Below are 12,767 nucleotides of genomic sequence, written 5' to 3'. Positions count from 1 at the left end.
ATAGAATATGGATGCTTACGCAAAATTTTATTAAAGAGTTAGCACAATTTGAAACAGAAAATCCCGGATCAAGGCCCGGGATTTAATTTATTGAAGTTTACTTATCTCGTTGTACCACTTTGGATGACTTGCCCAAAGAAAATTGCGTTCATGTAAAGTTTATTTGTCCCAAACCAAAATGCCCGAAAATTCATATTATCCGCAAAAGCGACAACACGTCCTCTTCCCACACCCGAAATCTGAATCACAGATCCATTCTGGATTCCCGGGAGATTTGAAGGGTGAACGTATCCTGAAGCCAAAGGCTTATCTGTATAAACCAGCGGATTTGCATACGGATTTTCTGAAGGCTCCAAAAATAAGTTGTCATTCCTGAATGTGTGGATAGCTGAATTGAGATAGCCATAGCCAATCGGATGAGTCAGATCCAGCTTCGCATTGAAAATCGCGCCTCCCGTCACTTTTGCACCTCTTGCATTGTCATAGTCTGCATAGCTTTTCTGCAATCCCGCTTCAGGGGCAGCTGCTTCTCTAAACTTAAAATCTCCAACTTCATTCTCGGCAAGAAATTGAATAGCTCCTCCTTTTGCCAGCAGCGTTCCTCCACGGGTAACCCAAGACTTGAGTGTAGCTGCTCCACTCTTTCCTAAACTACTGTATCTTCCATCAGGCATTAGAATAACATTGTATCTCTCCAGCGTATTGCCGCCTATTCTATCCATGGACAATAAGGTGATCGGCATTTCATAGCGCTGATCCAACAAATGCCAGATCTCACCTGCCTCATAGCTATTTATTCCCCCTTCTACGAGCAAAGCGATTTCCGGTTTATCCAAAGGCACTATATTCGGTGAACCTATATTCAGACCTCCGGTATATCCTGAAGTCAGCCCGTAGATATCCACAGTAGATTCCGCCGCTATTTCAGACAGCTTATCATAAAAAGCCTGATCATCCAGTCCACTGTCTCCTTTACCAATCAATAAAGTGCCTCTTCCAAAACTCTTGGCATCTTCAGTTGTAAATTCTCCAGTTGCGACTCTAACCTGAAAACCTGCATTCATCAATTTGTAGGCGGCCTTAGGAGCATAATAGTCCGTCCACTCCATAGCGTATTGATATGCACCCACATCGCCCAAAACCTCTCCCGGAGCCAACGCAATAGAACTTTTTGTGATTTCATTTACACTTGCCAGATTTAGAATCTGACTGTTCAGTGCCATGTAATCCAAGTTGAAAGCCATAGGATACGTCCATGCAGATATATCGTAAAACAAGCTATCGGTGAATGTATTTCTTGTCTCAAACATTGCCTTGATCAATCTGTACTGAGGCTGATCTGCCGGGACAATAAAAGAATTCTCTTTCTTAAAGTCTGCGCCGTTTACAGTGATATCATCATTCAGACTAAAGACTTGTATGTCGTGCTGCAGAATCAAATCTGCTAAATGATAACTTCTGGCATCGTCTCCTATACTTCCAAAAATATATGCTTTGTTTGGGTCGGCGTCAACTTCATTTTGAATGTCATTGTAGAAACCCTTCATGAATTGATTCAATTCTTGGCGCATTTCCTTGGCCGCCTGAAAAGATGAAAGATTAGCTGTGAATTGATTTCTGATGGTAAAAGGAAAGCTCAACATACCATTCACGCTTTCTTGCAAATGTCCTCTAGAGCTGGCTTGCTCAAACAAAATCCCAATCGACCCCTGGACATCAGGATAAGTTGATCCCTTTCCATAATAATAATCATCATAACTCTCCTGATTAAAATACAGAGAGCCTATCTTATCAAAGGCCTTCGCATGATAGGTTCCAATCTTCTCGGTCAACTCAAAATTTTTCTCAGGAGTAAGGGGATGCATTCTTGCAGGTACGCCAGGCTGGAAAAAGAAGGTACTGTTTGTTCCCATTTCATGAAAATCCAGATGGATATTAGGAAGCCATTCCTGAAAAATCCGAACACGGTTTCTGGATTCCGGATGCTGAACAGGTAGCCAGTCCCGATTTAAGTCAAACCAGTAATGGTTCGTCCTACCTCTTGGCCATGCTTCGCTAAACTCCACATTATTTGGATCACCATTCATGTTATATGACTTATGCGAATTCACCCAAGACGCAAAGCGGTTGAGTCCATCGGGATTAATAGCAGGATCCAATAGCAAAACCATGTTGTCCAAATCACCTTCTATTTCCCTTGCGGCAGCAAAATGATAAGCCGCCAAAAGAGCAGCATTGGCTCCACTAGGCTCATTCCCGTGTACCGAATATCCCATAAACATTACTATTGGCATTTTTTCAATATCCACTGTGGCTCCAGCATCACGAAGTTTTTTACGTTCATCCTTAATCTGGTCAATCTTCGCAAGATTGGCAGGAGAAGTAATGGTCAACATCACCTGAGGTCTTTTCTCATAGGTTCTTCCGATCTCTTCGAAAGTCACCCGGTCTGATGCATCAGCTACAGCCTTCATATACATCACGAGCTGATCGTGGCTCACATGCCATTCTCCCACTTCATATCCCAGCACTTCCTTTGGTGTAGGGATAGATTCGTCATAGGTATATCCAGTTGGTAAATAGTAGCTCAAGTCGACCTGCGCATACGTATACAGCGTAAAAAAGGACAAAAGCAGCGAAAGCAGGCTTTTTTTCATAGAGATTTGGGGGTTAACTTTTGGCTAAATTCCTACTTTAATTAAGCAAAAAAAGCTATTTTGGTTCAATGGTAAAAATAACTGAAGAGAACATATGGATTTAATATCTCCCGGAAATGGGCTAGTTTATTGGCAAGTAGTAACATTCTCGGTGATGATCAGCTATTTCACCTTTATGATTTATGCCCTGGTAGATATGGTTCGCTCTGATTTCAAAGAAAATCCTATGAAACTGATCTGGGCTCTTATTATTTTATTTATACCTGTAATTGGGACTTTTTTATACCTCAGTATGAATAGAAGGTCCAAAAATAATTTCAGAAAGTTTAATCCAGGATTTTCAACTAACCATACTTCACAAAACAACTAAATGTCACTTCTTTTTATTCAAAATATAGGCGGTGGAGGTATTATTTTCCTTTTATTTGGCCTTATCTATACGATCCTTTGGATTTATTGTCTGGTGGATATCCTGCGGTCAGAATTTAAAGATCCTAATATGAAAATAATCTGGATTGTGATTATTCTTTTTGCGCAAGTTATCGGGGCGGTAGTATATCTCGCTATGGGCAAAGGTACAAAAACAACTTAATCCTCTTAAAATGTTTGGACTTGGAATAATCGGATTGGCCATTTATGCATTCACGATCTATGATGTGATCATAAGCAACTTTGCCAATCAAAATGACAAATTAATATGGATAATCATTGTGATTTTATTACCCTTCGTGGGAACTATACTTTGGTTTTTGATCGGTAGGGGAAAAAGGATTTGAAATGCGTTTGAAATCCACTTGTTAACTTATTCGTTCAATCACTATAGATATACTTCAGTGCAGGTACTAAATCAGGACATTCAAATTCAAAACCAGCCTTTTGGATTTTTTGAGAAGATACACGATTGCCTCCGAGTACCATTGCGGCCATTTCTCCAAGCACAGGTCTCAGCACAAAGCCCGGCACTCCAATTCCCACATAAGGTTTCCCTTTGGCTTTGGCAGCGGCTTGGGTTAGCTGCTGATTAGTTGCAGGATTGGGCCCCACCGCATTGAATACACCCTGTAGTGTAGTCTTTTCCAAGGCAAACACAAACATCCTCGCCAGATCCTCAATAGCAATCCAGCTCATCCACTGATCACCTTTTCCGAGTGGCGCAGCAATGGGCGGTTTCATCATTTCTCCCAGCGCCCCACCTTCCGCATCCAGCACTATTCCTATCCGCAACATCACTGTGCGCAGATACAGTTCTTCCATTCTCTTCACTTCATTTTCCCAAGCCACCACTACTTTGGCGAGAAAATCGGAACCGGATTCCTGGGTTTCGTCCATCAGAGAAGCTCCTGTATCGAACCCATAATAGCCCACAGCAGAGGCAGAGATAAAAGCATTCGGCTTTGCAGTAGCATTCTCAATGGCATTATACAGCAACCTGGTGCTCCGAACTCTGGAATCCAGAATAAGTTTCTTGCGCTCATCTGTCCATCGCTTTTCAGCAACTCCGGCACCTGCCAGATGAATAATGGCATCTGCCCATTCAACTGCTTCTGGATCTATGTTTTGGTTTTCTACGTCCCATAGAAAAGATTTTTGCTTTTGCTGAGATCGGCTAAGCCATGCCACTGAATATCCTTTCAGTTCCAGTAGCTGGGTAATTTTCTGGCCAATAAGACCAGAACCTCCGGAAATAAGAATATTTTTCATAGTTGGGTGAATTATACTTAGATAACCTTAGAACTTCCAAATAAGTTGGCCTCCTCTGCCAAATATAAGGCTAGGTGTACTTTACTAAATCCAATATCTATTCCTAATTTGGCCTAACTTATTGATTATCTCAGTTTGAACAGCACTTCTATTTTTCGGTACATCCTACTCTGGACCCTATTGAGCCTCTTAGTTGGTCTGCTTTCCGGTGCTGCCTCTGCTGTTTTTCTTATCTCATTAAATTGGGCTACAGCTTATCGTGAATCTCATCTCTGGATCATTGCTTTACTTCCCATTGCAGGCTTTGTGATCGGATGGAGCTATTATCACTATGGAGAAAATTCTGTGAAAGGGAACAATCTTCTCCTAGATGAGCTCTACAAAACAGAAAAGCCAATTCCCCTCAGAATGACTCCTCTTGTGCTATTTGGGACGATTTTGACTCATTTATTTGGAGGATCCGCAGGAAGGGAAGGTACTGCGGTGCAAATGGGAGGATCTCTTGCTGATCAATTAACGAAATATTTTCACCTTAATCCCGAAAATCGTAGAATCATTTTAATTGCGGGAGTTGCCGGAGGATTTGCATCGATATTTGGGACGCCTCTTGCAGGAGCAATATTTGCCTTAGAATGGATGCATCATAGAAAAATTCGCTGGAAATCACTCTTTCCAGCCTTCTGGACAGCTTTAGTGGCCAATTGGGTTTGCGCATCTTTTTTTGGTGTCGGGCATACCCATTATTCTATTGACCTAGTTCCTCCACCTACTTTGGCCAATCTACTATGGATCATTCCGGCGGGAATAGCTTTTGGTCTTTCCGGGAGATTATTTGCCCAGAGCACTCATTTTTTTTCTCATCAATTTTCCAACTTCATCACCTATCCTCCACTTCGTCCGGTCATAGGCGGACTCTTGATAGCGGGATTTGTATATATTTCGGACAATACTACCTACATTGGTTTAGGCGTTCCAAGGATTGTAGAGGCATTTGAAACACCCCTGCCCTGGTACGACTGGCTGGCAAAAACAGGCCTGACTAGTTTTACTTTGGGAGCAGGATTCAAGGGCGGTGAAGTCACTCCTCTATTTTTCACGGGAGCGACGCTGGGCAATGCACTTTCCCCTTGGATTCCCCTTCCCCTTGCTCTTCTTGCGGGAATGGGTTTTGTGGGGGTTTTTTCGGGAGCAACCAATACACCGATGGCATGTACAGTGATGGGAATGGAGCTGTTTGGATACGAAAGCGGAATATTTCTGGGAATTGCATGCATGATAGCCTACCTTTTCAGCGGCAGATCAAGTATATACTCTTCACAAAATCTGGATAAGAAATTACTTTTGTACCCGAAAGATGGGATTTTTACCTTCTTCCAAAATAAGCCCTCAAAGAATGATTGATATTTTTCAAAAGCCTATTACCCAAGCATGAACTTCAAGCTGAAAATCTTTTCTAACCCTGATCGAAATATCATCTTTTTGAAAAAGGTGGTTAAAACCCAAGAAAAAGTAGTTCAGGTTAGCAGTTTTCTAGCTTTTGGAATATTACTTTTTCATTTGGGCTATTCAATAGACCCACAAGATCAGGTCGCAACTTCAATGCTCTTTACCGCCTCACTGATGTTAATCGGAATGGGCTACTTTATAAAAGTTTTGTTACTGGAAAAATCCTTCATTCCTGCCAGAGTAATACTCGAATTGCTTCTTTCGGTGGTATTGATATGTACGGCATTAATTCGTTGGAATGTACTGGGAGATGAAACAACGCAACTTATATTGGCGTTCACTGGTCACTATCATCTCATTAATGGCTTGGTAATCGTTCTGTTTTTCATAGAACTAAGCAAATTTAGCCTTACCGTAAATGAGCTCAAACTCAGTCCTTCTCTTGTATTTATTCTCTCTTTTGTACTACTTATTATAGTGGGAGCTGGACTTTTAAGTCTGCCTGAAGCCAGCACCGAGAGTATCAGCTTTATAGATGCGCTGTTTACTTCTACTTCCGCAGTCTGTGTGACAGGTCTGATAGTACTGGATACAGCTAAGGATTTCACTTTTTTTGGTCAGGTAGTCATAATGATTTTGTTCCAAATCGGGGGACTTGGAATCATGGTTTTCACAAGTTTCTTCGGCTTTTTCTTTAAAGGAAGCTATTCCATAGAAAATAGGCTTTTCATTCGGGATTATATCAATGAAAACAATGTAAATGAAATTTACACGACCCTGTTTAAAATCATTTCTTTTACGGTTTTAGTGGAAGGAATTTGTGCGTTTATGATCTATCAATTTACCGATGCTGCACAATTTACAGGTCGGGGGGATCATTTGTTTTTTTCTCTTTTCCACGCAATTTCAGCTTTTTGCAATGCCGGTTTTTCTACACTGAGCAGTGGATTATATGAAGAAGGATTCCGGCAAGCTTACAATATGCATTTAGCTATAGCTCTGGCTATTGTGCTCGGTGGAATAGGCTTTCCTGTGGTATTAAACTATTACTCCTACCTCAAGCATGTAATCATCGGTACAGGAAAACGTATCCTAGGCATAGAAAAGTACCGGCACAGCCCGAGGGTGTCCAGTGTCAATACACGGCTGGTAGTCTATACTACAGGGATTCTCCTGGTAATCGGAATGGTCGTGTATGCGATTGCTGAGCAAGATGCTACGCTAAAAGGGCTTAGTCCGTATGGTAAATTTGTCACCACTGTTTTCGGTTCCGTGACCCCCAGAACTGCGGGGTTCAATACCGTGGATATGCGGGAATTAGCCGTTCCTACCATCTTGATTTATCTTTTTCTGATGTGGATAGGAGCCTCTCCGGGATCTACAGGAGGGGGTTTGAAAACCAGTACGTTCGCAGTGGCAATGCTCAATACATTTAGCATTGCTTCGGGTAAAACCAAAGTAGAAGTATTCAGAAGGCAACTAACGAATGAAACACTTAAAAAAGCATTTGCTGTAATTTCCCTCTCTGTATTGGTGATTGGAACTGGAGTTTTTCTACTAATGATTTTTAACCCTGAACTTGCTTTGTTGGACGTGGCTTTTGAAGTATTCAGTGCTTTTGCCACGGTTGGTCTCTCATTGGGAATTACTTCCCAATTAAGTTTGGGCAGCAAATTAGTTTTGATGGCAATAATGCTTATAGGAAGAGTAGGAACTTTGACTATGCTGGTGGCAATCGTACGGAAAATTGGTGAGCAACGGTATAAATATCCTGAAGAAACAGTATTCATAACTTAATCATGCGCATAAAATCGAGCATGACTAAGCGTCACACGCTGGGATATTCTCCCGAATCGAATTCGGGAAAGGTTGTGGCCTTAAAAAATAAATTATAAACACATGAAATATATAATAGTAGGCATAGGCAATTTTGGAGGCTATCTGGCAAAGCGTCTTACAAATCTTGGACATGAAGTAATAGGCGTGGATTCTAACGAAAGCAGAATAGAGCTCATCAAGGACAACATTACCCATTCTATCGTTATGGATGCTACAGATCAGGCAGCAGTGAAGAACTTGCCTCTGAAGGATACAGATGTAGTGATTATTGCTATTGGTGAAGATATTGGAGCTTCGATCATGAGCACCGCCATTTTCAAGCAGCTGAAATGCAAGCGTATTATCGCACGCGCAATAAATGACCTCCACGAAACCGTCATTCAGGCTATTGGTGTGGATGAAATCATACATCCCGAGGAAGAAACTGCTGATCGCCTTGCAAAGCGATTGGAAATGAAAGGAGTTCTGGATTCTCTGGAGATCTCAGATGAATATAATATTGTGGAAGTGAAGGTGCCCCCCAGATACATAGGAATGTCTGTCGCAAAAGCTGATATCCGCAAAGAGTTTTACCTCAATATCCTGACCATTATTAAAATTGAACAAAAGAAAAACCTCCTTGGAATAAATACTCCCCACAAAAATGTAATTGGAGTGGTGACTCCTGAATATAAGTTTGAAACTGAAGATATATTGCTCCTTTTTGGCAAAATAAAAAACATTCAACAGTTTCTTTCACTAGGGGATTAGTTTAACTTCTTCCCACAAAATTTACAATACTCGTCCCATTCATCCAGACCGGAATGCTTGCAGGCAGGGCAGGTAACTTGTTTTCTTTTTTCTATCCTTCTTTTCTCAGCAGCCATCTCAGAAGATACTATTCCGGTGGGAACAGCAATAATAGCATAGCCAAGAAGCATGATCAGAGAAGCCACGAATTGGCCGATCGTAGTCTGAGGGGTGATATCACCAAAACCCACTGTAGTCAAGGTCACGATAGCCCAATACATTCCCATAGGAATACTATCAAATCCGTGCTCAGGTCCTTCAATGATAAACATCAGAGTACCCATAATAAGTACTATAGTCAACACAAAACCTATGAAAATCATGATCTTGTGAGAACTCGCCTTTAACGATTTGGTTAGGTATTCAGCTTCCGCAACGTATCGTCCCAATTTCAAAATCCGGATTACCCGTAGCAATCTCAAGGCCCTGACCACTGTGAGTAGCTGGGAATTCACAATTATAATACTCAGATAAGCAGGCAAAATTGCCAGCAGATCCACAATCCCGAAGAAGCTGAATATATATCCTCTTGGATTGCGTGAAAGCCATATTCTTAAGGCATATTCTAGCGTGAACAAAACAGTGAACAACCATTCTAACAATAGAAACTCTTCTCCGTACTGTCTGTGCAGGCTAGCCACAGAATCCAAAATTGCCACCAAAATACTCCCAAAAATCAGGAATAGCAGCACAATATCAAATGCCTTGGAAGCCCAATCATCTGACTCAAAAACTATATGGGCTAATCGCTTTTTAGTGATTTTCATAGAGGAATTTAGAAAAATTTAACAGCCAAAACCAAGCTAGTCCAAGTAATAAATCCGCTTCACACGGGTGCTGATATTTGTCAACAATTCATAGGGGATAGTTCCTATCTGATCTGCCAGTTCTTTCAACGATATCTTTTCCCCATAAATAATGGCATCATCCCCGACCTTTACCTCCATCCCGGTAACATCCACCATGCACATATCCATACAGACATTTCCGATGATGTGCGCCTTTTGGCCATTGATCAACACATAGCCTTTTCCATTGCTGAATCTGCGGTCGTAGCCATCTGCATAACCTATCGCAAGTGTGGCAATTTTACCTCCGGAAGATAAAACACCTTTTCGGGAATAGCCAATAGTCTCTCCCGGAGCAAGTTCTTTGATCTGAGAAATAGTAGTTTTAAGCGTACTGATAGCCCGAAGAGCTAACTCATGCTTGCCCGTCACTTCTACTCCATATAATCCAATCCCCAATCTTACCATGTCAAATTGATATTCGGGAAAAGCAACTATTCCTGCAGAATTGAGCGCATGGATCAGGGGTTGGTACGAAAGGACATCGAGTACTTCACTCCTCATTTCTTCGAAATCCGCCAGTTGAACCAAAGAGAACTTCCTGTGCACTTCTTCATCCGCACCGACTAAGTGGGTATAAATGGACGCAATTTCCAATTGCGGATTTGATTGTATCAAGCTCCTCAAGGTGGACAAATGCTTCTTCTCAAAACCCAATCTGCGCATCCCGGTGTCCAAATCCAGATGTATTTTCATCTTCTTTTTACGTATACTACACCAAGAACCAAGGCTTTCAAAAATCTCAGGACTGAAAACCACCGGCTCCAAATCAAACTCGCTGCAAAGGCCAAAGGATTCCTGCATCGTATTTAGAACCATAATTGGGAGTTTGATCCCCTGCTTGCGCAATGCAACTCCCTCATCCGAAAAAGCAACACCGAGATAATTTGCTCCCATCGTTTGGATCTGGTTGGCAATCTCTACCGCACCCCCTCCATAGGCAAAAGCCTTCACCATCACCATTACTTTCGTCGTGGGTGAAAGAAGTTTCCTATAGAAATTGTAATTGTGGGTAAGTGCATTGAGATTGATTTCCAGTGTAGTGCCATGAATTCTCTGTTGAAGCTGATTTACAACGTCTTCGAAACCAAAAATCCTAGCACCCGTCACTAAAATCAAGTCATTCTGAAAAGTTTCCGGATCAAGATTCTTCAAAAGCTCCGCAGTAGATCTGAATCCTATGAAAGTTTCCGGAAAAACTTTCTTCAAAAAGAGAATTTCACTGCCCACACCATACAGTTGATCAAATTCATATTTCTTGATCAATTCAGCAATTTCTCCAAATATTTTTTCCGGAGAACCCTGCTGAAGCAAATCAGACAAAATCAAAATTTTTCTCCGTTTAGGTCGCTGCTGCTGCATAAAGTCCAGTGCTACCTTCAATCCTGCCAAGTCATTGTTGTAAGTGTCATCTATCAGCAAAGAATCATTTATCCCAGGCTTCAGGGTCAATCGCATATCCACAGATTTCACATGTGAAATCCCTTCCTGAATAGCTTCTACACTTTGTCCCAAAGTCATAGCTGCTACAATCACATGCGTGATATTTTCCAGAGAAGCCGTATCTGTAAACGGAACCTGAAAAGTATGGGTAGTGAGATCTGATTTCATCAAAATCAAGCGTGCTCCATTTGCTTTCACTTTCACGGATCTGGTAAATTCCGCTCCCGACCGATCTGACCATCCGACTAGTTTCTCTGAAGAAAACATGGCTTCTATTTGCTCAGAAACCTTTTGCTGATCCCGGCAGTAAATCAGGTAATTCGAACCCACAAAAAGAGAAAGCTTCTCATTGAGCTTGGCTTCAGGATTTTCAAAGCCTTCTTGGTGCGCCGTTCCCAGATTTGTGAAGATTCCAAGGTTCGGCTTGATCATTTCCTCCAATACAGCCATTTCTCCTGCTCTGGAGATTCCTGCTTCCAAAATCGCTACTTGGTGATAGCCCTCTATCCCAAATATCGAAAGAGGAACACCAACTTGGGAATTATAACTCTTTGGGCTTTTGGCCACAGCGTATTTCTGTCCCAAAATCTGCCCCAACCATTCTTTGACAATCGTTTTTCCATTGCTTCCCGCAATACTTACAACAGGCTTCGAAAATAATTCACGCTGATACTGAGCCAGTAGCTGCAAGGCACGCCGGGTATCAGTGACTTTGATAAAACAAAAATCTGAAAATTCCAGCTCATCAAAATCAAGATGAACCAAGAATGTCCGTACTCCCGATTCTATCAGCTGAGGAATAAAATCCTTGCCGTCGGCTTTTGCCCCTCTCAGAGCAACGAATAATGTCTTCTCCGAATGAAGGATTTGTCTAGAATCAATGGCAATTTGAGAAATCAGTAACTCATCATGCCCGTTGAAAATGACCCCCTGTGTGATTTTTGCGATCTGGTTTTGACTAATTTCCTGATACATCCTCCTTTGGATTTATTTTCTTTTTCTTAAAAAAGACCTGCTTCACCCATCGAGGCAAGAAAAATGTGCCTAAAATTAAATAAGGATAATAGGATAAAAGTCTCCATACAATACTGGTAACAAACGTGTAGTTTGTTAAGAATTGAGTGAAAAACTGCGCAAAGAAAAACTCGGCCGTTCCGCTACTTCCAGGAGTAGGAGAGATCATCATCACAATCCACATGATCACCTGTCTGGCGAAGATGATGATATGGTCATTGATATTCAAAGGTACAAAGGCGGAAATCAATGCATTCAACATAAGATATCTAGAGCTCCAAATAAATATTGTTGCTATAATTATCGGCAACCAATAATTCCATCTTTTGCCTGAGAGTTCCTTGGATGCTTCAATGATCTGGTTGCCATATTCCTGCGCATCGTGTTTCCATTTTCTGAGCCACTTGATTGAAAAAAGCTTGATTAAAACCCACTTAAAAACCCTTGGTCTATAAAATAAAGCCGCTGCCATCACTATGCTGTAAGCGGCGTATAATGAATAAGAAATCCAGAAAATGGCCTCCATGCTATTTTCAAGTTGCATCTCAAGAAGTTTACTCTCCGGAAATATATTCCCCTTTGCGAAAAATAGAATAATAGGCGCACCTATAACAAAGAAGAGGTTATCCAGAATCGCTGTCACCATCACGTAGGCCACAGCTCTGCCGAGTTTGATCCCCTCCTTGTTCAAAATAAAAATAGCAACCGCTGTGCCACCCACTACCGAAGGTGTCACCGCAGAAGCAAACTCCCATAGGATAATAACATAGATCGATCTCTTCCAAGTAAGTGTCCGTTGTGTAATTTCCCTGATTCGATATACATAACCCACATCTCTAAAGAATATGACCACAATGGCAACGACTATCCAAGGCATAGAAGCATCAAATACCCCCCTTAGAGAATCCTTGTTTACCGACGGATCGAAATAAAACATCCCGAAGACAATGGCCAGACCAATGATCACGGGAACCCAAATTTTATTCGGATTTAGGGTCTGAAAAATCTTCTTATTATCCAATTTCATACG

At 41.6% G+C, this 12,767-nt stretch carries 11 protein-coding genes; 6 read left to right on the top strand and 5 right to left on the bottom strand.

Going from position 1 to position 12,767, the window contains the following annotated elements; translation table 11 throughout:
* Window positions 1-101: 101 nt before the first annotated feature.
* Complete coding sequence (locus ID165_RS21420; protein WP_192347463.1) at window positions 102-2,657, bottom strand: M14 family zinc carboxypeptidase; 2,556 nt, start codon at window positions 2,655-2,657, stop codon at window positions 102-104.
* 94 nt (window positions 2,658-2,751) lie between these two features.
* On the opposite strand from ID165_RS21420, the gene ID165_RS21415 reads away from it, so the two are divergent.
* From ID165_RS21415 to ID165_RS21405, 3 genes are read left to right on the top strand one after another with little or no spacing between them, the layout of a single operon-like run.
* Complete coding sequence (locus ID165_RS21415) at window positions 2,752-3,027, top strand: PLD nuclease N-terminal domain-containing protein (RefSeq protein WP_192347462.1); 276 nt, start codon at window positions 2,752-2,754, stop codon at window positions 3,025-3,027.
* On the top strand, window positions 3,028-3,249 hold the full coding sequence (locus tag ID165_RS21410) for a PLDc N-terminal domain-containing protein (protein ID WP_192347461.1): 222 nt from the start codon (window positions 3,028-3,030) through the stop codon (window positions 3,247-3,249). It abuts the gene before it with no gap.
* Between the two features lie 10 nt (window positions 3,250-3,259).
* Window positions 3,260-3,433 carry a PLDc N-terminal domain-containing protein gene (locus ID165_RS21405; protein ID WP_192347460.1) on the top strand — a complete coding sequence of 58 codons (174 nt, stop codon included), beginning with the start codon at window positions 3,260-3,262 and terminating at the stop codon, window positions 3,431-3,433.
* 34 nt (window positions 3,434-3,467) lie between these two features.
* Here the strand turns inward: ID165_RS21405 and ID165_RS21400 are convergent, their stop codons facing one another.
* Window positions 3,468-4,358: a TIGR01777 family oxidoreductase gene (locus ID165_RS21400; RefSeq protein WP_192347459.1), complete on the bottom strand. Its 891-nt coding sequence runs from the start codon at window positions 4,356-4,358 to the stop codon at window positions 3,468-3,470.
* A gap of 180 nt (window positions 4,359-4,538) precedes the next feature.
* Between ID165_RS21400 and ID165_RS21395 the strand changes: the two genes are divergently transcribed.
* From ID165_RS21395 to ID165_RS21385, 3 genes are all read left to right on the top strand, one after another.
* Entirely contained in the window at window positions 4,539-5,759 is a 1,221-nt protein-coding gene (locus ID165_RS21395) for a voltage-gated chloride channel family protein (protein ID WP_370539710.1), read from the top strand.
* 27 nt (window positions 5,760-5,786) lie between these two features.
* Window positions 5,787-7,601, top strand: a complete 1,815-nt coding sequence (locus ID165_RS21390; protein ID WP_192347457.1) for a TrkH family potassium uptake protein — start codon at window positions 5,787-5,789, stop codon at window positions 7,599-7,601.
* A gap of 102 nt (window positions 7,602-7,703) precedes the next feature.
* A complete protein-coding gene (locus ID165_RS21385; protein WP_192347456.1) occupies window positions 7,704-8,393 on the top strand; it encodes a TrkA family potassium uptake protein in 690 nt (229 codons plus the stop codon).
* Here ID165_RS21385 and ID165_RS21380 read toward each other — a convergent pair.
* Genes ID165_RS21380 through ID165_RS21370 form a run of 3 tightly spaced genes read right to left on the bottom strand, consistent with a single transcriptional unit; the run spans window position 8,390 to window position 12,764 of the window.
* Window positions 8,390-9,199 carry an ion transporter gene (locus ID165_RS21380; protein ID WP_192347455.1) on the bottom strand — a complete coding sequence of 270 codons (810 nt, stop codon included), beginning with the start codon at window positions 9,197-9,199 and terminating at the stop codon, window positions 8,390-8,392. The two genes, ID165_RS21385 and ID165_RS21380, sit on opposite strands and share 4 nt — an antisense overlap.
* A 36-nt stretch (window positions 9,200-9,235) precedes the next feature.
* Window positions 9,236-11,698 carry a bifunctional UDP-N-acetylmuramoyl-tripeptide:D-alanyl-D-alanine ligase/alanine racemase gene (locus tag ID165_RS21375; RefSeq protein WP_192347454.1) on the bottom strand — a complete coding sequence of 821 codons (2,463 nt, stop codon included), beginning with the start codon at window positions 11,696-11,698 and terminating at the stop codon, window positions 9,236-9,238.
* Window positions 11,682-12,764, bottom strand: a complete 1,083-nt coding sequence (locus ID165_RS21370) for a lysylphosphatidylglycerol synthase transmembrane domain-containing protein (protein WP_192347453.1) — start codon at window positions 12,762-12,764, stop codon at window positions 11,682-11,684. Before ID165_RS21370 ends, ID165_RS21375 begins: the two co-directional genes overlap by 17 nt.
* Window positions 12,765-12,767: the final 3 nt, after the last annotated feature.

This window comes from Algoriphagus sp. Y33 (assembly GCF_014838715.1).
GTDB lineage: Bacteria > Bacteroidota > Bacteroidia > Cytophagales > Cyclobacteriaceae > Algoriphagus.
Note: the sequence above shows the minus strand (reverse complement) of the source record. Positions and strands in the feature narration are given on the sequence as shown.

Excerpts from the sequence above, each read along its gene's own strand:
- ID165_RS21420 (WP_192347463.1), bottom strand. The coding sequence starts at position 2,657 with ATGAAAAAAAGCCTGCTTTCGCTGCTTTTGTCCTTTTTTACGCTGTAT.
- ID165_RS21415 (WP_192347462.1), top strand. The coding sequence starts at position 2,752 with ATGGATTTAATATCTCCCGGAAATGGGCTAGTTTATTGGCAAGTAGTA.
- ID165_RS21410 (WP_192347461.1), top strand. The coding sequence starts at position 3,028 with ATGTCACTTCTTTTTATTCAAAATATAGGCGGTGGAGGTATTATTTTC.
- ID165_RS21405 (WP_192347460.1), top strand. The coding sequence starts at position 3,260 with ATGTTTGGACTTGGAATAATCGGATTGGCCATTTATGCATTCACGATC.
- ID165_RS21400 (WP_192347459.1), bottom strand. The coding sequence starts at position 4,358 with ATGAAAAATATTCTTATTTCCGGAGGTTCTGGTCTTATTGGCCAGAAA.
- ID165_RS21390 (WP_192347457.1), top strand. The coding sequence starts at position 5,787 with ATGAACTTCAAGCTGAAAATCTTTTCTAACCCTGATCGAAATATCATC.
- ID165_RS21385 (WP_192347456.1), top strand. The coding sequence starts at position 7,704 with ATGAAATATATAATAGTAGGCATAGGCAATTTTGGAGGCTATCTGGCA.
- ID165_RS21380 (WP_192347455.1), bottom strand. The coding sequence starts at position 9,199 with ATGAAAATCACTAAAAAGCGATTAGCCCATATAGTTTTTGAGTCAGAT.
- ID165_RS21375 (WP_192347454.1), bottom strand. The coding sequence starts at position 11,698 with ATGTATCAGGAAATTAGTCAAAACCAGATCGCAAAAATCACACAGGGG.
- ID165_RS21370 (WP_192347453.1), bottom strand. The coding sequence starts at position 12,764 with ATGAAATTGGATAATAAGAAGATTTTTCAGACCCTAAATCCGAATAAA.